The 26,142-nt window shown below is 67.1% G+C and carries 25 protein-coding genes; 15 read left to right on the plus strand and 10 right to left on the minus strand.

Annotated features, from left to right (window positions below; all coding sequences use genetic code 11):
• Positions 1 to 3 precede the first annotated feature (3 nt).
• From serS to OJF58_RS15890, 4 genes are all read left to right on the plus strand, one after another.
• Complete coding sequence (serS, locus tag OJF58_RS15875; protein WP_300778676.1) at positions 4 to 1,305, plus strand: serine--tRNA ligase; 1,302 nt, start codon at positions 4 to 6, stop codon at positions 1,303 to 1,305.
• Positions 1,302 to 2,084 carry a 5'/3'-nucleotidase SurE gene (gene surE / locus OJF58_RS15880; protein ID WP_300778677.1) on the plus strand — a complete coding sequence of 261 codons (783 nt, stop codon included), beginning with the start codon at positions 1,302 to 1,304 and terminating at the stop codon, positions 2,082 to 2,084. The genes serS and surE overlap by 4 nt, the downstream gene beginning before the upstream one ends.
• A 28-nt stretch (positions 2,085 to 2,112) precedes the next feature.
• Positions 2,113 to 2,745, plus strand: coding sequence for a protein-L-isoaspartate(D-aspartate) O-methyltransferase (locus OJF58_RS15885; RefSeq protein WP_300778678.1), 633 nt, complete (start codon positions 2,113 to 2,115; stop codon positions 2,743 to 2,745).
• Between the two features lie 63 nt (positions 2,746 to 2,808).
• Positions 2,809 to 3,762 (plus strand): M23 family metallopeptidase, encoded by a 954-nt coding sequence (locus OJF58_RS15890; protein WP_300778680.1) that lies wholly within the window; start codon positions 2,809 to 2,811, stop codon positions 3,760 to 3,762.
• A 6-nt stretch (positions 3,763 to 3,768) separates the two neighbouring features.
• Here the strand turns inward: OJF58_RS15890 and OJF58_RS15895 are convergent, their stop codons facing one another.
• Complete coding sequence (locus OJF58_RS15895; protein WP_300778681.1) at positions 3,769 to 4,104, minus strand: DUF1491 family protein; 336 nt, start codon at positions 4,102 to 4,104, stop codon at positions 3,769 to 3,771.
• A 102-nt stretch (positions 4,105 to 4,206) separates the two neighbouring features.
• On the opposite strand from OJF58_RS15895, the gene OJF58_RS15900 reads away from it, so the two are divergent.
• The 3 genes from OJF58_RS15900 to OJF58_RS15910 all read left to right on the plus strand — a co-directional run bounded on the left by OJF58_RS15900 (position 4,207) and on the right by OJF58_RS15910 (position 8,160).
• On the plus strand, positions 4,207 to 6,012 hold the full coding sequence (locus tag OJF58_RS15900; protein ID WP_300778682.1) for an ATP-binding cassette domain-containing protein: 1,806 nt from the start codon (positions 4,207 to 4,209) through the stop codon (positions 6,010 to 6,012).
• 198 nt (positions 6,013 to 6,210) lie between these two features.
• Positions 6,211 to 7,770, plus strand: coding sequence for a peptide chain release factor 3 (locus tag OJF58_RS15905; RefSeq protein WP_300785288.1), 1,560 nt, complete (start codon positions 6,211 to 6,213; stop codon positions 7,768 to 7,770).
• A 42-nt stretch (positions 7,771 to 7,812) separates the two neighbouring features.
• The gene (locus OJF58_RS15910; protein ID WP_300778683.1) at positions 7,813 to 8,160 is read left to right on the plus strand and encodes a RidA family protein; all 348 of its coding nucleotides are present in this window, start codon (positions 7,813 to 7,815) and stop codon (positions 8,158 to 8,160) included.
• Between the two features lie 70 nt (positions 8,161 to 8,230).
• Here OJF58_RS15910 and OJF58_RS15915 read toward each other — a convergent pair whose 3' ends face one another.
• On the minus strand, positions 8,231 to 9,634 hold the full coding sequence (locus OJF58_RS15915; RefSeq protein ID WP_300778684.1) for an FAD-linked oxidase C-terminal domain-containing protein: 1,404 nt from the start codon (positions 9,632 to 9,634) through the stop codon (positions 8,231 to 8,233).
• An 82-nt stretch (positions 9,635 to 9,716) separates the two neighbouring features.
• On the opposite strand from OJF58_RS15915, the gene OJF58_RS15920 reads away from it, so the two are divergent.
• The 3 genes from OJF58_RS15920 (at position 9,717) to OJF58_RS15930 (ending at position 13,161) form a co-directional block, all read left to right on the plus strand.
• Positions 9,717 to 10,967 carry a thiolase family protein gene (locus tag OJF58_RS15920; RefSeq protein ID WP_300778685.1) on the plus strand — a complete coding sequence of 417 codons (1,251 nt, stop codon included), beginning with the start codon at positions 9,717 to 9,719 and terminating at the stop codon, positions 10,965 to 10,967.
• A 117-nt stretch (positions 10,968 to 11,084) separates the two neighbouring features.
• The gene (locus OJF58_RS15925) at positions 11,085 to 11,978 is read left to right on the plus strand and encodes an SDR family oxidoreductase (protein ID WP_300778686.1); all 894 of its coding nucleotides are present in this window, start codon (positions 11,085 to 11,087) and stop codon (positions 11,976 to 11,978) included.
• On the plus strand, positions 11,971 to 13,161 hold the full coding sequence (locus tag OJF58_RS15930; RefSeq protein ID WP_300778687.1) for an adenylate/guanylate cyclase domain-containing protein: 1,191 nt from the start codon (positions 11,971 to 11,973) through the stop codon (positions 13,159 to 13,161). Before OJF58_RS15925 ends, OJF58_RS15930 begins: the two co-directional genes overlap by 8 nt.
• 25 nt (positions 13,162 to 13,186) lie before the next feature.
• On the opposite strand, the gene OJF58_RS15935 is transcribed toward OJF58_RS15930, so the two are convergent.
• A complete protein-coding gene (locus OJF58_RS15935; RefSeq protein WP_300778688.1) occupies positions 13,187 to 13,633 on the minus strand; it encodes a flavodoxin domain-containing protein in 447 nt (148 codons plus the stop codon).
• A gap of 80 nt (positions 13,634 to 13,713) precedes the next feature.
• On the opposite strand from OJF58_RS15935, the gene paaG reads away from it, so the two are divergent.
• Genes paaG through OJF58_RS15950 form a run of 3 tightly spaced genes read left to right on the plus strand, consistent with a single transcriptional unit; the run spans position 13,714 to position 16,257 of the window.
• The gene (gene paaG, locus OJF58_RS15940) at positions 13,714 to 14,526 is read left to right on the plus strand and encodes a 2-(1,2-epoxy-1,2-dihydrophenyl)acetyl-CoA isomerase PaaG (RefSeq protein ID WP_300778689.1); all 813 of its coding nucleotides are present in this window, start codon (positions 13,714 to 13,716) and stop codon (positions 14,524 to 14,526) included.
• A gap of 1 nt (position 14,527) precedes the next feature.
• Complete coding sequence (locus OJF58_RS15945) at positions 14,528 to 15,316, plus strand: enoyl-CoA hydratase-related protein (protein WP_300778690.1); 789 nt, start codon at positions 14,528 to 14,530, stop codon at positions 15,314 to 15,316.
• Between the two features lie 11 nt (positions 15,317 to 15,327).
• Positions 15,328 to 16,257 (plus strand): SMP-30/gluconolactonase/LRE family protein, encoded by a 930-nt coding sequence (locus OJF58_RS15950; RefSeq protein ID WP_300778691.1) that lies wholly within the window; start codon positions 15,328 to 15,330, stop codon positions 16,255 to 16,257.
• Between the two features lie 29 nt (positions 16,258 to 16,286).
• On the opposite strand, the gene OJF58_RS15955 is transcribed toward OJF58_RS15950, so the two are convergent.
• From OJF58_RS15955 to OJF58_RS15970, 4 genes are read right to left on the minus strand one after another with little or no spacing between them, the layout of a single operon-like run.
• Complete coding sequence (locus OJF58_RS15955; RefSeq protein WP_300778692.1) at positions 16,287 to 17,684, minus strand: malonyl-CoA decarboxylase family protein; 1,398 nt, start codon at positions 17,682 to 17,684, stop codon at positions 16,287 to 16,289.
• Between the two features lie 56 nt (positions 17,685 to 17,740).
• Positions 17,741 to 18,379, minus strand: coding sequence for a hypothetical protein (locus OJF58_RS15960; RefSeq protein WP_300778693.1), 639 nt, complete (start codon positions 18,377 to 18,379; stop codon positions 17,741 to 17,743).
• Positions 18,372 to 18,935, minus strand: a complete 564-nt coding sequence (locus OJF58_RS15965) for a methylated-DNA--[protein]-cysteine S-methyltransferase (protein ID WP_300778694.1) — start codon at positions 18,933 to 18,935, stop codon at positions 18,372 to 18,374. The genes OJF58_RS15960 and OJF58_RS15965 overlap by 8 nt, the downstream gene beginning before the upstream one ends.
• A gap of 44 nt (positions 18,936 to 18,979) precedes the next feature.
• Positions 18,980 to 20,746, minus strand: a complete 1,767-nt coding sequence (locus tag OJF58_RS15970) for an ABC transporter ATP-binding protein (RefSeq protein ID WP_300785290.1) — start codon at positions 20,744 to 20,746, stop codon at positions 18,980 to 18,982.
• 134 nt (positions 20,747 to 20,880) lie between these two features.
• Between OJF58_RS15970 and OJF58_RS15975 the strand changes: the two genes are divergently transcribed.
• Positions 20,881 to 21,939, plus strand: coding sequence for a glycosyltransferase family 4 protein (locus tag OJF58_RS15975; RefSeq protein ID WP_300778696.1), 1,059 nt, complete (start codon positions 20,881 to 20,883; stop codon positions 21,937 to 21,939).
• Between the two features lie 173 nt (positions 21,940 to 22,112).
• Positions 22,113 to 23,315 (plus strand): 3-oxoadipyl-CoA thiolase, encoded by a 1,203-nt coding sequence (gene pcaF / locus OJF58_RS15980; protein ID WP_300778697.1) that lies wholly within the window; start codon positions 22,113 to 22,115, stop codon positions 23,313 to 23,315.
• Between the two features lie 15 nt (positions 23,316 to 23,330).
• Here the strand turns inward: pcaF and pncA are convergent, their stop codons facing one another.
• From pncA to queA, 3 genes are read right to left on the minus strand one after another with little or no spacing between them, the layout of a single operon-like run.
• Positions 23,331 to 23,939 (minus strand): bifunctional nicotinamidase/pyrazinamidase, encoded by a 609-nt coding sequence (pncA, locus tag OJF58_RS15985; RefSeq protein ID WP_300778698.1) that lies wholly within the window; start codon positions 23,937 to 23,939, stop codon positions 23,331 to 23,333.
• A 14-nt stretch (positions 23,940 to 23,953) separates the two neighbouring features.
• Positions 23,954 to 25,078, minus strand: a complete 1,125-nt coding sequence (tgt, locus tag OJF58_RS15990; protein WP_300778699.1) for a tRNA guanosine(34) transglycosylase Tgt — start codon at positions 25,076 to 25,078, stop codon at positions 23,954 to 23,956.
• Complete coding sequence (gene queA / locus OJF58_RS15995) at positions 25,075 to 26,121, minus strand: tRNA preQ1(34) S-adenosylmethionine ribosyltransferase-isomerase QueA (protein WP_300778700.1); 1,047 nt, start codon at positions 26,119 to 26,121, stop codon at positions 25,075 to 25,077. Before queA ends, tgt begins: the two co-directional genes overlap by 4 nt.
• Positions 26,122 to 26,142 lie beyond the last annotated feature (21 nt).

Raw genomic sequence — 26,142 nt, forward strand, 5'->3', positions numbered from 1 at the left:
GCCATGCACGACATCCGCTCCATCCGCGAGAATCCCGCCGCTTTCGACGCCGGCCTCAGGAAGAGGAACCTGGCGCCGCTGGCTGCCGAGTTGCTGGAGATCGACCGCCGCCGCCGTGCGGCCATCTCGGAGAGCGAGGCGGCGCAGGCCAGGCGCAAGGCGCTCAGCCGCCAGATCGGCGCCGCCAAGGGCAAGGGCGAGCCGACCGATGCGCTGATGGCCGAGGTCGCGGCCCTCGAAGCGTCCCTCGAGAAGGGCGAGGCGGAAGCGGCCGCGCTCGATGCCGAGTTGACGCGGCGCCTCGAGGTGCTGCCGAACCTGCCGTTCGACGATGTGCCCGACGGGACCGACGAGACCGGCAATGTCGAGATCCGCCGCGTCGGCAATCAGCGCAACCTCGGCTTTGCGCCGAAGGACCATGTCGCCCTGGGCGAGGCGACCGGAGAGATGGATTTCGCCGCAGCCGCCAGGATGTCGGGGGCGCGCTTCGTCGTCCTGAAGGGGTACCTCGCGCGCCTCGAACGGGCGCTGGCGCAGTTCATGCTCGACCTGCATACGAGCGAGGAGGGCGGCTACGTCGAGGTCAACCCGCCGTTCCTGGTGCGCGACCGCGCCGCCTATGGCGTCGGCCAACTGCCGCGCTTCGCCGAGGACATGTTCCATACCGACAACGGCTTCTGGCTGATCCCGACCGCCGAGGTGCCGCTCACCAACCTGGTGAACGACACGGTGCTGGAGGAGAAGCAGCTTCCGCTGCGCTACACCGCCTGGACGCCGTGCTTCCGGTCCGAGGCCGGCGCCGCCGGCAAGGACACGCGTGGCATGATCCGCCAGCATCAGTTCCCGAAGGTCGAATTGGTGAGCATCACCACGCCCGAGCAGTCGGTGGCCGAGCATGAACGCATGACCGGCCGCGCCGAGGAGGTGCTGAAGCGGCTCGGCCTGCCGTTCCGCACGATCGTGCTGTGCGGCGGCGACATGGGGCCGGCATCGCGGAAGACCTACGATATCGAGGTCTGGCTGCCCGGCCAGAACGCCTACCGTGAAATTTCGAGCTGCTCCAATTGCGGCGACTACCAGGCCCGACGCATGAACGCGCGCTTTCGTCCCAGGGGGGGCCATAAAGGAAGCAGGGGGGGCACGCGCTTCGTGCATACGCTGAACGGGTCGGGCCTCGCGGTCGGTCGCACCCTGATCGCGGTGCTGGAGAACTACCAGAACGAGGATGGTTCGGTGACGATTCCCGAGGCTTTGCGTCCCTACATGGGCGGCCTGGCGACGGTCCCTGCGCCCGCCGCAAAGTGACGCCGACCGAGCTCGCCAAGGCGCGCATCCTCGTCACCAACGACGACGGCATTCACGCGCCGGGACTGGATGCGCTGGAGGAGATCGCCAGCGAGCTGTCGAGCGACGTCTGGATCGTGGCGCCCGAGCACAACCAGAGCGGTGCCGGCCATTCGCTTTCCATCACGCACCCGATCCGTGCGCGGCAGGTCAACGAGACCAAGTTTGCCGTCGAAGGCACGCCGACCGATTGCGTCCTGTTCGCGGTCAAGCATCTCCTCAAGGACCGCAAGCCCGCGGTCGTGCTCTCGGGCGTCAATCGCGGAACGAATCTCGCCGACGACGTGACCTATTCGGGCACCATCGCCGGCGCCATGGAGGGCTGCCTGCTCGGCATTCCCTCCATTGCCTTCAGCCAGGCCTTCACGCATCCTCACCCGGTGAAGTGGGGTACGGCGACGCATCATGGAGCCGACGTCGCCCGCCGGATCCTGGCGATGGACTTGCCGCGCAACGTGTTCGTCAACGTGAACTTTCCCGATGTCGTGGCGGCATCGGTCAATGGCACGCGCGTCACCCGGCAGGGGGTGCGCGGCTTCGGCGGCTACATCGTCGAGCGCACCGACCCGCGCGGCGGCGCCTACTACTGGATCGCCTACGCACCCGGCGAGCACGAGGTCGACGATCAGGGCGACATCTCGGCGGTGCGCGAGGGATACATCTCCGTGACGCCGCTTCACCTCGACCTCACGCACGAGGCGACCCGCCGCAAGCTGGCGGCCCAGTTCGAGAAGGCCTGATCCGGGGCTCGCGATGAACGTTCCGGCCATGCAACGCCTAGTCGCCGAGCTGCGCCAGTCGGGCATCACGGACGAGAACGTGCTGGCGGCGATCGGCAGCGTCGATCGCGAGCGGTTCGTCTCGCCACCCTTCGCCGAGCGCGCCTGGGAGAATACGGCGTTGCCGATCGCCTTCGGCCAGACCATCAGCCAGCCGTTGGTCGTGGCGGCGATGACCGAGGCGCTGCGCGTGGGGCCGCGCATGAAGATCCTCGAGGTCGGCACCGGCTCGGGCTACCAGGCGGCCGTGCTGGCGAAGCTCGCGCGGCGCGTCTATTCGATCGAGCGCTTCAAGCCGCTGTCGAAAGAAGCGGAGCGGCTGCTGATCGATCTCGGCATCTACAATGTGGTGTGCGATGTGGGCGACGGCAGCAAGGGCTGGCCGGGCCAGGCGCCGTTCGACCGCATCATCGTGACAGCCGCGGCCGAGGAGCGCCCGCAGGCGCTGATCGATCAGCTCGGTACCGGCGGCATCCTGATCGTGCCGGTCGGCCGCGATCCCACCGCGCAAGTGGTGGAACGCATCGTCAAGAGCGAGACCGGCCTGCAGCGCGACACGCTGATGCCGGTGCGCTTTGTGCCGCTCGTCAGCGGCCCATTGCCTGTTCTGGGCCAGGGCTGAGGCAGGGGAAAAAGCCGCATCAGCCCGATTCCCGCCGGAATCGCGATGCAGTAGAGTGGCGTCATGAAAAGAGCCCCTCGCTTCCCCTCGCGATGGGCCGGCCCATGGCGCACACTCGTCTTCGCGACGGCGCTGTCGGCTGCGCTCGGCGCCTGCTCCTCGATGGACGACGTCTTCTATCGCGCACGCGAAGGCACCATCGAATATCCCGGTTCCGGCGCCGGCACGGAAGCCGCGCCCAGCTACGTCGTGAAGCACAAGGATACGGTCGACGGCATTGCCCGCCGCTTCGCCGTCAGCCCGCAGACGATCATCGACCGCAACCACCTCCAGCCGCCCTATACGCTGCAGCCCGGCCAGACCCTGGCGATCCCCGGCGCGCGCGTGATCGAACCATCGGGCGGGTCGTCGCCGGCGACCGAAACGGCTGCGGCGGCGCCCAATCCGCCGGCCGCCGTGAAACGCGAGACGCTCGCGCCGCCGCCACAAGGCGAGGCGCCGCACTCGGCCGCGCCGCCGCCCGCCGCCTCGTCTTCCGCCGCCCCGCCGCCGCCGCCGCGGCCGGCCGCCGAGACGCCGCCGCCAGGCCAACCCACGCCGCTCAGTCCGGCCGTTTCGCACCCCGCGCCGGCGAGTTCCTCGGCGCGCTTCGAATGGCCGGTCCACGGCAAGATCGTCTCGAGCTACGGCTCGCACGACGGCCAGAGGAACGACGGCATCGATATCGAGGCGCCGAAGGATGCCACTGTACGCGCCGCCGATTCCGGCACTGTCGTCTACGCCGGCAACGAGGTGCGCGGCATGGGCAACCTGCTCCTGGTGAGCCACAGCGGCGGTTACATCACGGCCTACGGCTTCAACGACGCGCTCCTGGTGAAAAAGGGCGACAAGGTCAAGAAGGGCCAGCCGATCGCCAAGGTGGGGACGACCGGCAGCGCTCCCGATCCTCGCCTGCATTTCGAGGTCCGCCGCGGCAACAAGACGATCGATCCGACGACCGTCCTGCCCGCACCGTAGCCGGCATCAGACGACGCGTCCGTCGAGCTTGTATTCGCCCTTGCGGTCCTCGATCTCGAGCACCCAGACGTCGGGATCGCGCTGGACCTGTCGGGCGATATAAGCGTCCGCTTCCGCTTCGCTCACCGGGACGGGACCTGTGCCGCGGCTCCAGGCCGGCCGATCGTCCATGCTGCTCGCCTGCGTATAGACCGTGACGCCGGCCTCGAAGCGGTTGAGCTTCAGCAATACCGTTCCGGCGTCGGGATCGCCGCGTCGCACCACCGCCGCCGGAATGAAGGCGCGGTCGCACAGCCGCACCTGCGCCATGACCCAGAGGCCGGTCGTCAATCCCATCACCATGCAGCGATCCTATCCCGGATAGCCGCCGAAGCCGTCGCGGAAATGCAACGGGCCGCTTGCCGATGCCGATGGCTTCGGCCATGACAGCCCGCTCCTGAAACCATGGCACCTGCACCTCTCCTGACCCTGGCCGATATCCGCTACCACCTCGGCGGCCAACCGATCCTCGATGGCGTCGATCTCGTCATCGCGCCCGGCGAGCGGCTGTCGCTCGTCGGCCGCAACGGCGCGGGCAAATCGACGCTGTTGCGTATCCTGGCGGGCGAGCCGATCGCCGACGGCGGCACGCGCTTCGTTCAGCCCGGCATGACCATCGCGACCTTGCCGCAGGAACCGGATTTCATGGGCTATCCCAGCGTGGCGCAGTACGTCGCTTCCGCCCTGCCGCGATCGCTCGGGCCGGCCGACTATCGTGTCGAGGCGCTGCTGGCCGAGATGAGGCTCGACGGCGCGCGCTCGCCGGCGAACCTGTCGGGCGGCGAAGCGCGGCGAGCGGCGCTTGCGCGGGCGCTCGTTGCAGAGCCCGACGTCATGCTGCTCGACGAGCCGACCAACCATCTCGATCTCCCGACCATCGAATGGCTGGAGGAGAAGCTCGCCGGCTGGAAAGGCGCTTATGTGCTGGTGAGCCATGACCGCCGCTTTCTCTCGACTCTCGCACGGTCTGTGCTTTGGCTCGACCGGGGCATCGTGCGACGGCTCGACAAGGGCTACGCGGCGTTCGAAAGCTGGTCGACCGGGATCCTGGAGCGCGAGGCGACGGAGCGCCACAAGCTCGACCGGCTGATCGAGCGCGAGACCGAATGGGCAGGCAAGAGCATCCGCGCTCGTCGCACGCGCAACGAGGGCCGCCTGCGTGCGCTCGCGGAATTGCGCAGGCAGCGCCGCCAGCAGATCGGTCCCGTCGGCCGCGCCGTGATCGAGACCGGTCCGGCAGAGCCGTCGGGCGCGCTCGCGATCACGGCGCGCGACATCTCCAAGCGCTGGGGCGACAAGCTGATCATCGAGGGCTTCTCGACCCGCATCTTCCGGCGCGACCGTATCGGCGTGATCGGGCCCAACGGGGCCGGCAAGACGACGCTGCTGCGGATGCTGATCGGCGAGATCGAGCCCGACACCGGCTCGGTGAAGCTCGGCGCCAACCTCCTGCCGGTCGTCATCGATCAGCGCCGCGTTGCGCTCGACCCGGACAAGACGCCATGGGAAATCCTCGCCGATCGCAACGATCATGTGCTGGTGCGCGGCCAGCCGCGGCACGTCATGACCTATCTGCGCGAATATCTGTTCCGCGACGAGCAGGCGCGACAGCCAGTGCGCACGCTGTCGGGCGGCGAGCGCAACCGTCTGCTGCTGGCCAAGGCGCTGGCGGCGCCGTCGAACTTGCTGGTCCTGGACGAGCCGACAAACGATCTCGACGCCGACACGCTCGATCTTCTTCAAGAGGCGTTGAGCGACTACGACGGCACGGTTCTGCTGGTGAGCCACGATCGCGACTTCCTCGACCGGCTCGTGACCTCGACGATCGCCCTGGAAGGGGACGGCACGGCAGTGGAATATGCCGGCGGCTACAGCGACTATCTCGTCCAGCGCGGACCGCGGCCGGGGACCGTGGCGACGTCGTCCCGGCGCAGGGAAAGGGCGGCGCCGGTGCGTGAGACCGCGCCGGCACGACGGCTCGGCTACAGGCGCGAGCGTGCACTGGCCGAGCTGCCCGGCAAAATCGCGGCGCTTCAGGCTGAGCTCTCGGCCCTGCAAGCCACTCTCGCCGACCCGGATCTTTATCGCCGCGATGCCGTGGCCTTCCAGGCCAAGACCGCACGCCTCGCCGCCGTCCAGGCCGAGCTCGATGCCGCCGAGACCGAATGGCTGGAGCTCGAGCTGCTGAAAGGCGAGCTGGGTGGAGGTTAGCGCGGAGCTGCAGAAGCCGTGTCATCCCGAGCGCGGCGAGCGATCTTTGGCGACGCGGTCGAAAGATTCCTCGCTGCGCTCGGAATGACACCACGTCGAGATTCGCAAGGCTTCGGACGTTGACGCGACGGGCGCACTCCGCTACCCCACGCCGCCCCCTCAAGGTTCCAGAAAGTGCCCGATTCCGCCGCTTACGCCATGCCCGACGCCGCCCTGGCCGGCCATCCCGCCGCGCTGCGGCGCACCTTCGCCATCATCTCGCACCCGGACGCGGGCAAGACCACGCTGACCGAAAAGCTGCTGCTGTTCGGCGGCGCGATCCATGTCGCGGGGGCGGTGAAGGCGCGCGGCGAGGCGCGGCGGGCGCGCTCGGACTGGATGAAGATCGAGCAGCAGCGCGGCATCTCGGTCACTACCTCGGTGATGCATTTCGAGTACGGCGGGGCGGTATTCAACCTTCTCGACACGCCGGGCCACGAGGATTTCAGCGAGGACACCTACCGCACGCTGACCGCGGTCGATTCGGCCGTGATGGTGATCGACGCCGCCAAGGGCATCGAGGCACGCACGCGCAAGCTGTTCGAGATCTGCCGTCTGCGCGATGTGCCGATCGTCACCTTCATCAACAAGATGGATCGCGAGAGCAAGGACCCGATCGAGCTCCTGGACGAGATCGCCTCGACCCTGGCGCTCGATGTCGCGCCGATGAGCTGGCCGCAAGGGTCGGGCCAGAGCTTCAAGGGCACCTACGACCTCGCCCGCAATCGCATGCTGGTGTTCGACACCGTCGACAGAAGCCGGATCGGCGAAGTGATCGAGAACTACACCATCCCCGATCCCCAGCTCGCCGAAGAGGTCGAGCTGGTACGCGCCGGCTATCCCGCTTTCGATCTCGAGGCCTACCGGGCGGGCCATCTGTCTCCGGTCTTCTTCGGCAGCGCCTACAACAATTTCGGCGTGCGCGAACTCCTGGATGCGCTGGCCGCCTGGGCGCCGCCGCCGCGTCCACAGCCCGCCGAGCCGCGCGCGATCGAGCCGACCGAGCCCAAGGTCTCGGGCTTCGTGTTCAAGGTGCAGGCCAACATGGATCCCAACCATCGCGACCGCATCGCGTTCCTGCGGCTCTGCAGCGGCAGATTCCGCCGCGGCATGAAGCTCACGCAGATCGGCACGGGCAAGACCCTGTCGGTCAACTCGCCGATCCTGTTCTTCGCGCGCGAACGCGAGATCGTCGACGAGGCCTGGCCGGGAGACATCATCGGCGTGCCCAATCACGGGGTGCTGCGCGTCGGCGACACGCTGACCGAGGGCGAGGCGATCAGGATCACCGGCATCCCGAACTTCGCGCCGGAAATCCTGCGTCGCGTGCGGCTCGAGGATCCGATGAAGTCCAAGCAGCTCAAGCGCGCCCTGGACGATCTGGCCGAGGAGGGCGTGACGCAGGTGTTCCGGCGCGTGATCGGCGGCGACAACATCGTGGGCGTGGTGGGTGAACTGCAGCTCGACGTGCTCAAGACCCGCGTCGAGGCCGAATATTCGGTGAAGATCGACCTCGAGCCCGCGCCCTTCGAGACGGCACGCTGGATCGCGGCCGACAGCAAGGCCGACCTCGATGCCTTCATGGCCGCCAACCGCGGCGGCATATCGGAGGATCGCGACGGCGCGCCGGTCTTCCTCGCGCGCAACGTCTGGGAGCTGGGCTACATCGCCGAGAAGAGCCCGAGGATAAAATTCTCCGACATTCGCGAGCGCTCTTGATGCTAAGGTCCGTCGTCCGCTCGGACTGAATGGAGGAGAGAAATGAGCGTCAAGCGCATCAATGCCGGCCCGCGCATGTCGAGCGCCGTGGTCCATGGCGACACGGTCTATCTCGCCGGCCTCACCGCCGACGACAGCAAGCTCGACGTGAAGGGCCAGACCAGGCAGATCCTCGACAAGATCGACAAGTTCCTGGCCGAGGCGGGCACCGACAAGTCGAAGATCCTGTCGGCCAATATCTGGCTAACCGATATCTCGACCTGGAGCCAGATGAACGAGGTATGGGATGCCTGGGTGGCGCCCGGCAACGCGCCTGCGCGCGCCACCGTCGAAGCCAAGCTCGCCGCGCCCGGTCTCAAGGTCGAGATCATGGTGCAGGCGGCGAAATGACGGCCCTTGGCCGTCATCCCGGGCATTTGCGGGGGATCTTTCGGGCGACCTGAAAGGTCCTTCGCTTCGCTCAGGGCCCGATGATCTTGCCTGGATTCATGATGTTGTCGGGGTCGAGCGCCTTCTTGATCGAGCGCATGAGCGACATCGCCTCGCCGTGCTCCTCGTACAAGAATTTGATCTTGCCCATGCCGACGCCGTGCTCGCCGGTGCAAGTGCCGCCGAGCTTGAGCGCGCGCGCCACCATGCGGTCGTTCAGCGCCTCGGCGCGCGGCAGATAGGTCGGATCGTCCGGGTTCACCATCATCGTGAGATGGAAATTGCCGTCGCCGACATGGCCGACGATCGGCGCGTAGAGGCCGGTCTTCTGGATGTCCTTCTGGGTCTCGAGGATGCATTCGGCGAGCTTCGAGATCGGCACGCAGACATCGGTCGCCCACATGCCCCAGCCGAGCCGCGCCGCCTTGGCGGCCCAGGCGGCGTCGTGACGCGCCTGCCACATCCTGCTGCGCTCCTCCGCTTGACCGGTCCAGGCGAAATCGCCGCCGCCGTTCTCGGCCGCGATCGCCTGCACCATCTCGGCCTGTTCCTTCGTGCTGGCCTCGGTGCCATGGAACTCCAGCAGGAGCAGATTCTTGGGCGGCAGGCTGAGCTTGGAGTAGCTGTTCACCGTGGCGACCGTCTCGGTATCCATCAGCTCGATGCGCGCCACGGGGATGCCCGACTGGATGGTCTGGATGACCGTGTTGACCGCGCCCTCCAGCGACTCGAAAGCGCAGGTCGCCGCCGCCATCGATTCGGGAATGCCGTAAAGCCGCAACGTGATCTCGGTGATGATGCCGAGCGTCCCTTCGGAGCCGATGAAGAGCTTCACGAGATCGTAGCCCGCACTCGACTTGCGCGAGCGGCGGCCGAGCCGCATCAGGCGCCCATCGGCCGTGACGACCTGCAGCGCCAGCACGTTCTCGCGCATGGTGCCATAGCGCACCGCGTTCGTGCCCGAGGCGCGGGTGCTGGTCATGCCGCCGATCGAGGCGTCGGCGCCGGGATCGATCGGGAAGAAGAGGCCGGTGTCGCGGATATACTCGTTGAGCTGCTTGCGCGTGACGCCGGGCTGCACGACCACGTCGAGATCGGCCTCGTTCACGGCCAGCACCTTGTTCATGCGGCTGACATCGACTGAGATCCCGCCGTTGGGTGCGCTGATATGGCCTTCCAGCGAGGTGCCGGTGCCGTAGGGGATGACGGGTGTCTTGTGGCGGGCGCAGATCTGCACGATCCGCTGCACTTCCTCGGCCGACTCCGCGAACACGACGGCATCGGGCAGGTGCGCCTCGTGGTAGGAGATGTCCTTGCCGTGCTGCTCGCGTACGGCAGGGGCGGTGCTGACCCGATCGCCGAACAGCTTGCGGAGCTCGGCGATCGTCTCGTCGACGTGAGGGGCGCGTGGCTGTGCCTGGGCCTCGGCGGCCATTTCGGTTCTCCTAGCGTAGACGCGTTGGATACGCTCAAATGCCGCCCAAGCCAACCGAGGGAAATGTCAGGAAGGAGCGCCCATGCGCGACGTCTATGTGGTCGGCGCCTATACGACCGCGTTCAAGAAGCACCCCGGCATGAGCTTCGCCGACCTTGCGCGGGAGGCCTATCTGGGCACGCTGGCGGATGCCGGCATGAAGACCGGGGCCGACATCGAGGCGGGCTGGCTGGGCAATTGCGGCATGGGCTTCTGGGGCCAGAACTCGATCCGCGCCCAGGCGCTGTTCCAGCCGCTGGTCGAGGAAGGGCTGTTTCCCGAGCGCGTGCCCATGTTCAACGTCGAGAATGCCTGCGCCACCGCCTCGACCGCCTTCATGGGGGCATGGAAGGACGTGCTGGCGGGCACGCACGAGCTCTCCTTCTGCATCGGCATCGAAAAACTCTTCAGTCCCGAAGCGCCGGAGCGCACCGCCAGTCTCTTCAACCAGGGCTACATCACGGACCAGCATGACCGTCTGGTGGCGGAGATGAACCGCGTGGGCGAGATGGTCGGCGCCAGGTTCGAGCCGGGCGATGACCGCACCATCTTCATGGACACTTATGCCATGCAGGCCAAGTGGCACATGTGGAAGTACGGCACGACCCAGGAACAGATCGCGATCGGTGCGGCCAAGAACCACAACTACGGTTCCCTGAACGAGAAGGCGCAGTACCGCTTCCAGATGACGCCGCAGTCGGTGCTGGAGGACCGGCCGGTTTCCTATCCACTGACCCGCGCCATGTGCGCACCGATCGGCGATGGCGCCGCGGCGGCGCTGCTCTGCTCGAAGGAATATCTCGAGAAGCTGCCGAAAAGGGTGCGCGAACGCGCCGTCAGGATCGCCGGTGTGGGCTTCTCCGGCGGTATGTATCGCGAGCTCGACAAGCCCGGCCTCACACGCGCGGCCGCCGACAAGGCTTACAGAATGGCCAGCCTTGGCCCGCAGGACATCGACGTGGCCGAGGTGCACGACGCCACGAGCTTCTGCGAGATCTATCAGTGCGAGATGCTGCGCTTCTGCCCCGAAGGCGAGGGCGGCAAGTTCGTGGAATCTGGCGCCACCGGGCCCGGCGGCAGGCTGCCCGTGAATACTTCGGGCGGCCTCGTCTCCAAGGGGCATCCGGTCGGTGCCACCGGTCTTTCCATGCTGGCCGAGCTGGCGACCCAGCTTCGCGGCGAGGCCGGTCAGCGCCAGGTCAAGGGTGCAGAAGTCGCGCTGGCCGAAAACGGCGGCGGCGTCATCGGCATGGAAGAGGCGGTTGCATCGGTCGTGATCCTGCAGCGCGTTTGAGGTCGGCGTTCGTTCAGGGTTGAAACAGCCGCGGGGCACCCAACATGGTGCTCCACGCCGGTGATGGTCTTATAAGCTCTCCCGGACTACCTGGATGTCGTAGGGAGATTGAGAACCATGACCATCCGCTTCGACAATCGCGTCGCCATCGTCACCGGCGCCGGCAATGGCCTCGGCCGTGCGCATGCACTCCTGCTGGCGAGTCGCGGCGCCAAGGTGGTGGTGAACGATCCGGGCGGCGCGGTCGACGGAAAGGGCGGCAGCCACGCCGCGGCGGACAAGGCCGTCGACGAGATCAGGAAGGCGGGCGGCCAGGCCGTCGCCAACTACGATTCGGTCGCCGATGCCAAGAGCGCGGCCAACATCGTCAGGACGGCCGTCGACTCTTTCGGAACTGTCGACATCGTCGTAAACAATGCCGGCGTCCTGCGCGACAAGACCTTCCACAACATGACGGTCGAGGATTTCGACTTCGTCGTGAAGGTGCATTTTCTCGGCACCGCCTACGTCACGCATGCGGCCTGGCCGATCCTGCGCGCCAAGGCCTATGGCCGCGTGGTCGTGACCTCGTCGAATTCCGGCATCTACGGCAATTTCGGCCAGTCGAACTATGGCGGCGCCAAGCTCGCCGTGGTGGGCTTCATGAACGCGCTGCGCCTCGAGGGCCAGAAATACAACATCATGGTCAACGCGCTGGCGCCCGTGGCCGGCACGCGCATGACCGAGAGCCTGATGACGCCCGAAGTGCTGGAGAAGCTCAAGCCCGAGTACGTGTCACCGATGGTCGCCTATCTCTGCAGCGAGCAATGCCAGCGCACCGGCGAGATCTGGAGTGCGGGCGCGGGCTACTTCGCCCGCATCGAATATCGCGAGGCGCCCGGCGTTCGCATCCGGGGTCGGGCACCGACCATCGAGGACGTGGAAGGCAATATCGACAAGATCGCCGACCTCGCGACGAACAAGGTCTACCGGACCTCGTCGGAGGAGGTGCAGGCGGTGGTGGGTGCCTGATTCGGCGCCCGCCGCGGCGCTCGACTGGCGGGTCGAGCCGGTCATCGACTGGCTCGCGCGCGAAGGGCGCCTGATCGCCGACCCGGCCAAGCTCGTCGGGGAGACCGCCAACCGGCTGGTGGCGGCGGGTGCACCGCTCGCCCGCTTCACGATCGGCCTGCAGGCCATCCATCCGCAGTGGCGCACGATGGGCATCCAGTGGCGGCGCGGCGGCCAGGTGGAGCAGGCAAGCCGGCCGCACGGCATCGAGCAGTCGCCATCCTATATTGGCAGCCCGATCCAGGAGCTCGCCGAGACGCGCCAGCCGGTGCGCTATCGGCTCGACAGGCTTTCGGCCGAGAACCATGCGGTGCTGCACGAGCTTGCCGCCATGGGCGGCACCGACTACTACGCCGCGCCCATGCGGGTCGCCTATGGACGGCCGCCGGCCGTCACCTTCATGACCGATCGGCCGAGCGGCTTCACCGACGGCGACATCGTCAAGTTCCATCATCTGATGGACTACATGGCGCCGATCGTCGAAAGCCGTATCAACCAGCGCCTGTCGACGACGCTCCTCGACACCTATCTCGGCCGCATCGTCGGCGAGCAGATCATGAGCGGGCTGATCAAGCGCGGCGATGGGCACGAGATCAACGCCGTCCTGTGGTTCTCCGACCTGCGCGACTTCACCGGCCTCAACGAGCGCATGGCGCCGGCCGATCTCCTCGAGCTTCTGAACAACTACCTCCAGCTCGTGGGCAACGCTTTGACCTCGCACGGCGGCGAGATCCTGAAGTTCATCGGCGACGGCGTGATGGCCTATTTCCCGGCCGAGGATGCACTCTTCCTGCCTATGGTGACGGCCAATGCGCTGGCGGCGGCGCGCCAGTTGATCGACGAGGTCGCGGCGGCGAACGAGGCGCGCGCGACCGGCGGCCACGATCCGGTGCGGTTCGGCATCGGCTTGCATATCGGTCCGGTGACCTTCGGCAATGTCGGGACGGAGGACCGGCTCGACTTCACGGTCATCGGCCCTGCCGTCAATCGCGCCGCAAGGCTGGAGAGCCTGACCAAGGAGCTGGGCGTCCCGGTGCTTGCTTCGGCGGAGTTCAAGGACGCCACGGCGCAGCCCTTGGTCTCGATGGGCCGCCATACGCTTCGCGGGGTGCCGGAACCTGTCGAGGTGTTCACCCTGCCGTAAATCCCGGCGGCCAGGCTTCCGCGGGTCAGACCAGGCCTTTCCAGCCCTCGACCCAGGCCAGTGCTTCCTCGTCGGGCAGCGGCTGGCTCGACGCGTCGACCTCGAGCCGGTCGCCGATCTTCGTGGCGCCACAGCGCTCGAGCACCTGGTCGACCTTCTTGCCGCCGCCGCAGAACGTGTCCTGATAGGTCATATCGCCGAGCGCGATTACGCCATAGCGGTGGCCGGAAAGATCGGGCCGTTCGCGTTCCAGCGTCTCGGCCAGCGGCAGGATGTTGGTCGGGATGTCGCCCGAGCCGTGCGTGGCGCAAACCACCAGCAGGACGTCGTGAGCCTGCAGATCGGCGGCCGAGGCAGCCTGATCGCTGACATCGACCGCATGTCCCGAGGTTTCGAGAACGGGCTTCAGGGCGTCCGCGACCATCTGGGCGTTGCCCGACTCGGTGCCGACCAGGATCAGGATCGAGGACATTTTGTCCGGGATACGGGAGCGGGTGTCGCTCTGCGACGCGACCGGTTGGCGCGGGCCGGTGCGCATGCCAGTCTGTGGCCATGGGAGACACGACCAAGGAAACGCCCCTGCAAGCCGTGCTGGAGAGCGGGGTGCTGACACTGACCCTCAACCGTCCCGAGCGGCTGAACGCGATGAGCCAGGAGCTGATCGGCATGATCATCGAGCAGCTCGATCGGGCGCTGGCGGAATCGGAGGTCCGGACCGTCCTCATCACGGGCACCGGCCGCGGTTTCTGCGCCGGCGCGGATCTCGCGGGCACCGGCACCGGCACAGCGACCGGGGCCGATGGCAGGCCCGATCTCGGTGTGGTCATCGAGCGGCTCTACAATCCCATGATCCGCGCCATTCGCAACCTGCCCAAGCCGGTCGTCGCCGCGGTCAATGGCGTGGCGGCGGGCGGCGGTGCCAACCTGGCGCTGGCCTGCGATATCGTGCTGGCGGCGCGCTCGGCCCGCTTCGACCAGGCCTTCGTGCGCATTGCGCTGCTTCCGGATCTCGGCGGCACCTGGTTCCTGCCGCATGCCGTGGGTGATGCCCGTGCCCGTGCGCTCGCCATGCTGGGGACGTCCGTGCCAGCGGAGGACGCCGCACGCATGGGCATGATCTGGCAGGTCGTCGACGAGTCGAAGCTGATGGCCGAGGCGACCGCGCTCGCGCGCCGGCTCGCGTCCGGCCCGACGCTCTCCTATGCCGCGATCAAGCGGGCCATCAACGCGGCCGCGACCAACACGCTCGACCAGCAGCTCGACCTGGAACGCGACAGCCAGCGGGCGCTGGGGCAGAGCGCCGATTTCAGGGAGGGGGTCGCGGCATTCCTGGCCAAGCGGCCGGCACAGTTCACGGGACGGTAGGATGATGTACCAGAAGATCGAACTGGCGATGGCCGACGGGCTGGCGACGCTGACGCTCAACGCGCCCGACAAGCTGAATGCGGTCTCGCGCAAGATGGTTGCTGAGCTCAAGGAGTGCTGGGAGGGGCTTGCCGGCGACAGCTCCGTGCGGGCGGTGCTGCTGACCGGGGCGGGTCGCGGCTTCTGCGCCGGCGCCGATCTCGCCGATCCGGATCGCGATACGAGCGCCACCGCCGACTCGGGCGCGGCGCTCGACAAGTTCTTCAATCCGGTGATCCGCACCATGCGGACGATGCCCAAGCCCATCGTTGCCGCCGTGAACGGGGTGGCGGCCGGCGTGGGCATGAGCTTCGTCATGGCCGCTGACATCGCCGTCGCGGCCAAATCGGCCTCGTTCCTGCAGGCCTTCGCGCGCATCGGACTGCTGCCCGACGGTGGCAGCACATGGTTCCTGCCACGACTGGTGGGCGACGCCCGTGCCCGCGCTCTTGCCATGCTGGCACCGCAAATCGCCGCCGATCAGGCCAAGCAGTGGGGGCTGGTCTGGGAGGTGGTCGAGGATGGCGAGCTGATGAAGACCGCGACCGAGCTGGCGCGCCGGCTGGCGGACGGGCCGACGCAGTCGCTTGCCCGCATCAAGGAGGCGATGAACCGCGCTTCGACGAGCACGCTCACGGCGCAACTCGACGTCGAACGCGACTTTCAGCGCGAGCTCGGCAAGAGTGCCGACTTCAAGGAGGGCGTCGCGGCCTTCCTCGCCAAGCGCAAGCCCGCGTTCAAGGGAAAGTAAGAGGAGCATCGATGACGCCGCACAAGGAAATCACTTCCGGTCTCAGGTTTCCGGAAGGGCCGATCGCCATGCCCGACGGTTCGGTGATTCTGGTGGAGATCGCGCGCGAAACGCTGACTCGCGTCATGCCCGACGGCAAGCAGCATGTGGTCGCCAAGCTCGGCGGTGGCCCCAACGGCGCGGCGATGGGGCCGAACGGCAAGATCTATGTCTGCAACAACGGCGGCTTCAACTGGATCCAGCGTCCGGACGGCCGGATGTTTCCCGGCACGCAGCCGGCCAGCTACAAGGGCGGCTCGATCCAGGTCGTGGATCCGGAGACGGGCAAGGTCGAGACGCTGTACGACTCCTGCGACGGCCGCCGTCTCAACGGGCCGAACGATCTGGTGTTCGACAAGGAGGGTGGCTTCTGGTTTACCGATCTCGGCAAGACGCGCGAGCGCGACAGCGATCGCGGCGCGGTCTACTACGCCAAGGCCGATGGCTCGAAGATCGAGGAAAAGGTTTTTCCCCTCGAGCGACCGAACGGCTGCGGCCTCTCGCCCGACGAGAGGACACTCTATGTCGTGGAGACGCCGACCGCGCGCTGCTGGGCGTTCGAGCTTTCCGGTCCCGGCACGATCAAGGACGCCAACGGGCCCTATCGTGGCGAGAAGGGCCGCGTGATCACGGGCCTCGGCGGCTATCAGATGTTCGATTCGCTGGCCGTCGATTCGGCGGGTCACATCTGCGTGGCAACCTTGATCACCGGCGCCGTGTCCGACATCTCGCCCGACGGCCAGTCGGTGACGCAATACAAGCTTCCGGATCCGATGGTCACCAACGTCTGCTTCGGCGGAAAGGAGCTGCGCACGGCCTATGCCACGCTTTCCATGACCGGCAGGCTCGTGAGCTTCGAATGGCCACGGCCAGGGCTGAAGCTGAATTATCTGAACAGATAGCCATCCTGCCTTGACGGCAGCGGGCGCGTCTACATCCGCGCCGCCGCCCGCACCTCGCGGCTGGCGACGACGCGGCCGTTGGCGTAGGCGGCGTGGTTGGCGTCCACGTCGCCGAGCTTGTAGCGGTAGTTCACCATGATGCCGTAGGACTGCTTGAGCCCGTTGGCGCTGACGTCGGCCAGCCAGTTGATGCGCTCCACGATTGCGCCGTTGCCGAGGTGGAAGCGGGCCACGCGATCGATCGCGCGCCCCCGTTCATCCGTGCTGGTGAGGTAGCGCGCGGTGAACCGCGTCAGGATCGGCCGCAGCGCCTTGTCGATCGCCGGCACCTCCCACCAGACCGGTCTGTCGAGGAGCTCGCGCACCGCGGCAGCACCCCGGGTTGCATTGTTGGTGACCGGCACCAGGGATGCGATCTCGGCGCTGGTCAGCGCGCTGTCGCCCTCGTTCTTCAGCCGGCCGTCGATATGCTGGCGCAAGGCGGGGACGGGGGAAAGCGTGGCAAAGTCCTTGATGTTAGGCAGCTCACGGGCCAGCTCCTCGGCGACGCGCTTGATCAGGAAGTTGCCGAAGCTGATTCCTGCCAGCCCCTGCTGGCAGTTGGAGATCGAATAGAAGATCGCGGTGTTGGCGTGCTCGGGATCGGACGTCTCCGCCCTGGCATCGAGCAGGCGCTGCACGCTGCCGGCCATGCCGTTCACCAGCGCCACCTCGACGAAGATCAGCGGCTCGTCCGGCATGCGCGGATGAAAGAAGGCAAAGCAGCGCCGGTCCGAATCGAGCCGGTTCTTGAGGTCGCGCCAGGAGCGGATCGTGTGTACGGCCTCGTATGTGACGAGCTTCTCGAGGAGCGCCGCCGAGGAGCGCCAGTCGATGCGCACCAGATCGAGGAAGCCGACGTCGAACCACGCAGCGAGCAGGGTCCGCAGATCCTCGCTCAGGGTGCGGGCGGCGGCGTCGGTCTTGCCGAGCGTCATCAGCTCGGCGCGCAGATCGACCACGAACTTGACGCCCTGTGGCACACCCACGAACTCCCGCAGGAGGTGCACGGCCGGCGGTTCGAGCGCCCTGACCAGCGCACGCGGCGGCTCCTTGGAGGCGCGCCAGCGCTCGACCTGGGCGAGGGCCGCCTCGCGCGGCAGGCCGTAGTCGTGGGCAAGGGTCAGCAGAAACTTCCGCCTTCCGGCAGGCGAGAGCGACAGGTACGCCTCACCCAGCTCCGCGGCGCGGGCGCGTCGCGCAGGCTCGCCGCCCTTGCCCTCGAGGCAGGCATCGATGCGGCCCTTCAGTCGCGGCACGTCGTCGTCGGGCAGGTCGGGGCGAAGCGGCGCTCCCACCGCCTCGCGCGCGCCGCGGGCGGTTTCGATGAAGGCCTGGCGCAGGCGCTCGAGCGTGCGGTCGACGGTGCTGGAGAGGAGCAGTGCCATGCGGCCGATTATGTCATGCTCGACGTGTCACTCCAGTGGCGTCCATGAACGCTTCTTCACACCGGCGGGAGGTCGAGCGTTTGCCACAAGTACCAACAGGCGACGGTGCGGTAGGGTCGCCACTTCTCGCCATGTCTTTCGAGTGTCCGAGGCGAAGGCAGGGCGCGCTTGCGGAAGGCGATGGCATAGGCCCTGCGCAAACTGTAGTCCTCGAGCGGCAGGATATCGGGCCGTCCCAGGCGGAACATCAGGAACATCTGCGCGCTCCAGCGACCGATGCCGCGCACCTCGATCAGTCGATCGATCAGAGCGGCATCGTCCATCGTGCGTGCCTCCTCGAGCAAGGGCAGTTCGTCGTCCTGGACACGGCGGGCGAGGTCCTGCAGCGCCAGGACCTTGGCAGCCGAGAGACCCGCGGCGCGTAACGTGTCCGGCGGGGCGCGCAGAACGTCCTGCGGCGTGAAGCCGTTGCTGCTGCAGGGAAACAGCGCTTCGACGCGGCCGTAGATGGTGGCGGCGGCCTTTGTGGAAAGCTGCTGGTAGACGATCGCCTCGGCGAGCGCGGTGAACAGGCTGCAGGAGGATTTGAGCGCCATGGCGAACGGTCCCACGCGCGCCATGACCTCGGCCAGGGCGGGATCGGCGGTCCTCAAATGCCGAACGGCCTTGCGGTGGTCGAAGTCGAAGTCAGCCATCGTGGGAGGCTGTCGCCTCGAACAACGGTCCCGCACCCAACGCCGATGCGCCTTCGATCTCGAGGATGCGGCGCTTGGTGGCGACACCGCCGGTGGCCGAGAAGCCACCCATCTTGCCGTCGGCTCCGAGAACGCGATGGCAGGGAACAATGATGGCGACCGGGTTGCGGCCGAGCGCCTGCCCGACTTCGCGCGATGCGTGCGGCGCGTCGAGGCGGCGGGCGATCTCGCCGTAGGTCATCGTATGGCCGGGCGGAATGGTGCGCGCGACATCGTAAACGCGGCGATGGAACTCGGGGACCGCGCCGAGATCGAGAGGGATGTCGCCAAGGTCCGTCGTCTCGCCCCTGAGCAGGGCCTGCACGCGGTCGATGGCGCGTTGGATACCGGGAGGCGGCGGCGTCTCCTGGACGCTTGGCCAGCGTTGCCGCACTCTGGCTCGCGTGGCGGCGGCCGTCGGTTCGGGAAGCTGAAGCCCGGCAATTCCCTCGGCGCTCCAGGTGAGGCCGCAGGTGCCGATCGGCGTGTCGAACAGGGCGAAGCTGCGGGCAGGCATGGCCTTACGGTCTACCTAACCGGTCAACCCGTCAAGTATTCGAATCAGGCTGCCGCGCGCCGGGTCAGCCGGGCAAGTTCGTCGTCGATCAGCATGCGGTAGGGGCCGCGCCGGTGCAGCAGCTCGTCGGGCGTTCCTTCCTGGATCACCTGGCCATCCTGCAGCACCACGATACGATCGAAGTTGCGCAAAGTGGAGAGGCGGTGCGCGATCGCGACGACGGTGCGGCCCTGCATCAGGTGGTCGAGCGCCTGGCGGATCGCTTCCTCCGATTCGCTGTCCAGGGAGGATGTCGCCTCGTCCAGCAGCAGGATCGGTGAATCCTTCAGCAGCGCGCGGGCGATGGCGATGCGCTGGCGCTGGCCGCCGGACAGGCGGGCCCCGCGGTCGCCGACGATCGTCTCGAAGCCCTGCGGCAGGGCCTCGATGAAGTCTCGGCAACAGGCGGCTTCGGCGGCCTTCCACACCTCGGCCTCGGTCGCCTCGGGCTTGCCGTAGCGGATGTTGTCGAACACGGAGCGGTGCAGCAGGCTGATATCCTGAGGCACGAACGAGATGGCACGCCGGATGCTGTCCTGCGTGATGCGCGAAATGTCCTGGCCATCGATCAGGATGCGGCCCTGGTCGACATCATAGAAGCGCTGCAGCAGCGACAGGATGGTCGACTTTCCGCCGCCGGACGGACCCACCAGGCCGGTGCGCTTGCCGGCATCGAAGCGCAGGCTGAGCTTGTCGAACACCTTGTCGCCGCTGGGATAGCTGAAAGAAACGCCCTCGAACTCGATGCCGCGGTCCTTGGGTTCGAGCGCCGTCGCCTCCGGGTGATCGCGCAGCTGATGGGGTTGCAGCAAGGTGCCGATCGCCTCGGACAAACGCGCCATGTGCTGCGTCACGTCGACGAGGGCCACGGCGAGATCGCGTGTGGAATGCAGGATGGTGAAGCCCAGCGTGCAGACCAGCACGACATCGCCGGTGGAGGCGCGGCCGCGCTGCCAGAGCAGGATCGCCCAGGCCAGCATCGCCACCGTCAGGATGATCGTGACTGCGGCGTGCAGCAAACGCAGCCGCTCGAGATAGAGTAGGCTCTTGCGCCGCGCCGTCATTTCCTGCCCGACGGTCTCGTCGAACCTCACATGCTCGCGCGCGGTGGCGCCGAACGTGCGCACCAGCGGCATATTGCCGATCACATCGGCCAACTCGCCCTCGACACGGGCGGCCTTGTCCGCGAAGCCATGGTGAAGGGGCGTGCCGGCGGCCGCGAGCTTGAACAGAACGACAATGAGTACGGCGGCGACCGCCGTCAGCGAACCGGCCATCGGGAGGCTCACCGCCGCGAGATAGGCGATGGCGCCCGCCGTCGCCACGCATGGCGGCAGGACGTTCCACATGAACAGGTTCTCGACCGCAAAGGCGGCGTTCGACGTGGCGGTGATGCGGCCGGTCAGCGTGCCGGCCAGCCGGTCGGCGAAGTAACTGGGCGCGTGGCCGGTGAGATGGCGGAACAGATCGCCGCGCAAGTCGCCGCTCACGCCGACGAAGGCATGGCTGGCGACCCAGCCGCCGAGACGCCACAGAAGATTGTCGGCCGCGACCAGCGAGACGAGGACGATGAAGGCCATCCAGATGCCTGGGTGGGATGTTCCCGCTGCCAGCGTATCGACGAGGAATTTCACCGCATACTGGGTACTGACGGAGCAGCCCACGGCCCCGAGAACGGCGACGAGAATTGCCGTATGCGCCAAAGGCCGACGACGAACGTACCGCAACAGGAACGCAACGGGGCGTCCGGCGTAGTTACAAAGGCTGAGCATCGCCACAGCCTAATGCTCTATCGGGCAATTCGGCGGCACCAGAGGGGAGATTTGCCTGTGACAAAAAAAGGTCCGCCGCATGGTCACCGCAATCTTCCTTGACCAACGCAGCGCCGCAACCTGGAGGTAAGTTAATGCGTATTGCGCAGATCGCTCCGCTGACCGAGGCCATTCCCCCCAAACTCTATGGCGGCACGGAGCGCGTTGTCTCTTGGCTGACCGAGGAACTGGTGGAGATGGGCCACGACGTCACCCTCTTCGCCAGCGGCGACTCGCTGACCAAAGCGAAATTGCAGCCGATGTGGCCCCGGGCCCTTCGCTTGGACGGGGCCGTCCGCGATCCGGTGGCGCTACATATGGCGATGATCGAGCATGTACGTCAGCGGGCGGAGGAGTTCGACGTCCTGCACTTCCATCTCGACTACTATCCTTTCTCTCTCTTTTCCCGGCAGGCGACGCCCTTCATTACAACTTTGCATGGCCGCCTTGATTTGCCGGAGCATCAGGCCGTGTTCGATGCCTTTCCGTCGGTGCCGGTGATCTCGATTTCACACAACCAGCGCAAGCCGCTGCCGCAGGCGCATTGGGTGAAGACTGTTCATCACGGGCTGCCGGCCAACTTGCTGGCGCCGCGGCCGGCGAAAGGCGGCTATCTTGCCTTTCTGGGCCGAGTGGCGCCGGAGAAGGCGCCCGATCAGGCGATCCGCATCGCCGTGCGCTGCAAGATGCCGCTCAAGATTGCCGCCAAGGTCGACGCCGTCGACCGGGAATATTTCGAGCGGGAGATCGAGCCGTTGCTGCAGCTTCCCGGCATCGAGTTCGTCGGCGAGATAAGCGACCGCGAAAAGTCGGAGTTCCTGAGCGGCGCCGAGGCGCTGCTGATGCCGATCGACTGGCCCGAGCCGTTCGGCCTGGTGATGATCGAAGCCATGGCCTGCGGTGCGCCCGTGGTCGCCTACGGCAGTGGCTCCGTGCCCGAGATCGTCGAAGATGGCCTCACGGGTTTCATCGTCAAGGACGAGATCGAGGCGTCGGATGCCATCCGCAATCGCCTGGGAAGCCTGTCGCGGGCCAAGATCCGCGCCCGCTTCGAGGAGCGTTTCACGGCGCGGCGCATGGCCAACGAGTATCTCGAGATCTATCGCAAGCTGGTCACCAACGAGGTGCCGCGGCTGCGGCTGGTCAAGGCGTGACGCAGGATCGCCTGTCGTAGAGCGGCCTGCGACCGCTTTACTTCGGTCCGCGGTCGTCAGCCAGGGTTTCCGTCTCCCTTTCGCTGCATGGCCCTGCCTCAGGCAGGGCATTGGCAGGACGTTTGGCCGATGCTAACCGGGGCGGAACGTCTGTTGCGTTGGGAGTCCCCAAGATGACCGAAGCCTATATCTGCGACGCCATCCGCACCCCCGTCGGTCGCTACAATGGCGGCCTGTCGACGGTGCGCGTCGACGACCTTGCCGCCCATCCCATCAAGGCGCTGATGAAGCGCAACGGGAGCGTCGATTGGGGCGCGGTCGACGACGTGATCTATGGCTGCGTCAACCAGGCCGGCGAGGACAATCGCAACGTGGCGCGCATGGCGGGCCTGCTGGCCGGCCTGCCGGTCGAGGTGGCAGGCGCCACCGTCAACCGCCTCTGCGGCTCGGGCCTGGAGGCGGCGGGCCATGCGGCGCGCGCCGTGAAGCTCGGCGAGGCCGACATGATCATCGCCGGCGGCGTCGAAGGCATGACCCGTTCGCCCTATGTCATGGGCAAGCCCGAAGGGCCCTTCGACCGCAGCATGAAGCTCGAGGACACGGTGCTCGGCTGGCGTTTCGTCAATCCGAAGATGAAGGCCGCCTACGGCATCGATCCGATGGGGCAGACGGCCGAGAACGTCGCCACCGAGCACCAGATCAGCCGCACCGACCAGGACGCCTTCGCTTATCGCAGCCAGCGCCGCTGCAAGGCGGCCCAGGATCGCGGCTTCTTCGACAAGGAGATTGTCACGGTCACCGCGAAGAAGGGCAAGGCCGAGATCGTCGTCGGGAAAGACGAGCATCCGCGCGGCGAGACGACGATGGAGACACTGGCCAAGCTGCCGCCGGCCTTTCGCGAGGGCGGATCGGTGACGGCCGGCAACTCGTCCGGCATCAACGACGGCGCCTGCGCGATGATCATCGCATCGGAAGCGGCTGCCAAGGCGAACGGTCTGACGCCGCGCGCCCGCATCCTCGCTGCCGTGTCGGCCGGCGTCCCGCCGCGCGTGATGGGCATCGGCCCGATGCCCGCGACGCGCAAGCTCCTGGCCAAGCTCGGCATGACGGTGAAGGACTTCGACACGATCGAGCTCAACGAGGCCTTCGCCGCGCAGGCGCTCGCGGTGCTGCGCCAGCTCGGCCTTGCCGACGACGCCGATAATGTCAATCCGAACGGTGGCGCCATCGCGCTCGGCCATCCGCTCGGCGCTTCCGGCGGCCGTCTGATGATCACCGCGCTCAATCAGCTCGAGACGACCGGCGGCAAACGCGCGCTCTGCACCATGTGCATCGGCGTCGGCCAGGGCATCGCGCTCGCCCTCGAACGTGTCTGAGCGCCCGTTAGGGCGTCACGGCGTCTCGCTCAGGTTGATGCCGGCCTGACGCAGTTCGGTCAGCTTGCGCTTGCGGCTGCCGTCGACGTCGATCGATGCCGTGGCGTCGAGCACGACTCCGACATTGAAGCCCGCCTGCCGGGCGTCGATCGCCGACCACGAGACGCAGTAGTCGAAGGCGAGGCCGCAGAACACCAGCCGCGTGAAGCCGCGCGCCTTGAGATAGCCGTCGAGACCGGTGCGCGTCATGCGGTCGTTCTCGCGGAACGCCGAATAGGAATCGATGCCGGTATGAAAGCCTTTGCGCACGATCATCTGCGCCTTGGTCGTATCGAGGCCGGGATGAAAGGCGGCCCCCACGGTGCCTTGCACGCAGTGGTCCGGCCATAGGGTTTGCGGGCCGTAGGGGAACTGCACCGTTCCGTAAGGCTCGGCATCCTTCCAGCTGCTGGCGAAGGAGGCATGGCCGGCGGGATGCCAATCCTGCGTCAGGATCACATTGTCGTACCGGCCGATCAGACGATTGACCAATGGCACGATGGCATTTGCCCCGGGGACGGCAAGCGTACCGCCCTCGCAGAAGTCGTTCTGCATGTCGACCACGATCAATGCCTCGTTGGGCATGCCTCTGTTCTCCCTCAGATTTCCGGCAGGTCTCCTCGGCTTTGTTCCTTCTCGAATGCGGCGATCCAGTGGCAGAGTGAGCCGTTTTCGATGGCGCTGCGCAAGCCGCGCATGATGTCCTGATAATAGTGGAGATTGTGCCACGTGAGCAGCATCGCTCCGAGGATCTCCTCGCTGCGAACGAGGTGATGGAGATATGCGCGGCTGTGATTCCGGCAAGCGGGACAAGCGCATTGCTCGTCGATCGGCCGCGGATCGTCGCGATGACGGGCGTTGCGCAGATTGAGCTCGCCACGGCGCGTGAAGGCCTGCGCGGTGCGGCCGCCGCGTGTCGGCAGCACGCAGTCGAACATATCGATGCCGCGCCGCACGGCACCCACGATATCGGCCGGTCGCCCGACACCCATCAGATAGCGCGGTCTGCCGGCGGGCAGGAGCGGCACCGTCGTGTCGAGGGTCTTGAACATCAGCTCCCGGCCTTCGCCGACAGCCAGCCCGCCGACCGCATAGCCGTCGAACCCGATATCCGCGAGCACGCCGGCGCTCTGCGCGCGCAGAGCCGGGAAGATGCTGCCTTGCACGATCCCGAACAACCCGTAGCCGGGTCGCCGCACGAAGGCCCGCTTGCCACGCTCGGCCCAGATCATCGAAAGCCGCATGGATTGCGCGGCCGCCGCCTCCTCGACCGGCCAGGTCGTGCATTCGTCGAACGACATGGTGATGTCGGCGTCGAGCAGGTGCTGGATCTCGATCGAACGCTCCGGCGTCAGGCGATGCTGCGAGCCGTCGCGCGGCGAGCGGAAGGTGACCCCGTCGCGGTCGAGCTTGCGCAGGTCCTTCAGCGACATGACCTGGAATCCTCCTGAATCGGTCAGGATCGGTCCGGGCCAGTTCACGAACCTGTGAAGCCCGCCCAGCGCCGCGACGCGCTCCGCGCCCGGCTGCAGCATGAGATGAAACGTGTTGCCGAGGATGATCTCGGCGCCGGTCGCCCTCACCGAGTCGGACATCATCGCCTTGACCGTGCCGGCGGTGCCGATCGGCATGAAAGCGGGGGTCTCGATCGTGCCGTGCGCCGTGCCGAGCCGCCCGCGGCGGGCAAAGCCGTCGACGCCGATCAAGTCGAACGAAAGACTCATCGGCGCAACAGACAACAATCGCCGTAGGAATAGAAGCGATATCGCCGCGCGATCGCGTGCGCGTAGGCCGCCTTCATGCGGTCGAGCCCGGCGAAGGCCGAAACCAGCATGAAAAGCGTCGATCGCGGCAGATGGAAGTTGGTGATCAGCAGATCGACCGCGCGGAAGCGAAAGCCGGGCGTGATGAAGATGTCGGTCTCGCCGCTCCACGCCGTGACTGCACCGTCGTTGTCGCGGGCCACCGACTCGAGCAGACGCAGCGCCGTGGTGCCTATCGAGACGACCCGTCCGCCGGCCTGCCGCGTACGTTCGATCGCCTTGACGGTCGGCGGCGGCACTTCTCCCCATTCGGCATGCATGGCGTGCTGCCCGGTGTCCTCGACCCGCACCGGCTGGAAGGTGCCCGGCCCGACATGGAGCGTGACGTTTGCGGTTGCAATGCCGGCCTGGGCGAGCGCCGTCATCAGCTCCGGCGTGAAGTGCAGGCCGGCCGTCGGCGCGGCGACCGAGCCATCGACCTTGGCGAACAGCGTCTGATAGTCGGTCCGGTCGCGCGCATCGGCGATGCCGCCGCGAATATAGGGCGGCAGTGGCACGGCTCCGGCACCCTCGAGCGCGGCGAGAAAGTCGCTGCCGCTGCGCTCGAAGGCGAGCGCGATCGAGCCGTCGGCGTTGATCATTTCCACCATGGCCTGCAGCCCGCCCGCGAACGAGATCCGGTCGCCAACCTTCAAGCGCTTGACCGGACGGCCGAAGCAAAGCCAGCGCCCGCCGCCGAGTTTGCGCACAAGGAGGGCCTCGACCGCGACATCTCGCCGGCTCTGGCCGCCGGCGCGTACCCCTTTGAGACGTGCTGGAATGACCCTGGTGTCGTTGAACACCATGAGATCGCCGGGCCGCAGAAGCTTCGGCAGATCGCGCACGACATGGTCGCCGAAGCCCGCGGCCGCGACATCGAGAAGCCGCGCCGAATCGCGCGGGCAGGCGGGCCGCTGGGCGATCAGCTCGTCCGGCAGCGCAAAATCGAAAAGACCGACGCGCATCAGGAGACGACGATACCCCGC

It is taken from the genome of Enhydrobacter sp. (genome assembly GCF_030246845.1).
Lineage (GTDB): Bacteria > Pseudomonadota > Alphaproteobacteria > Reyranellales > Reyranellaceae > Reyranella.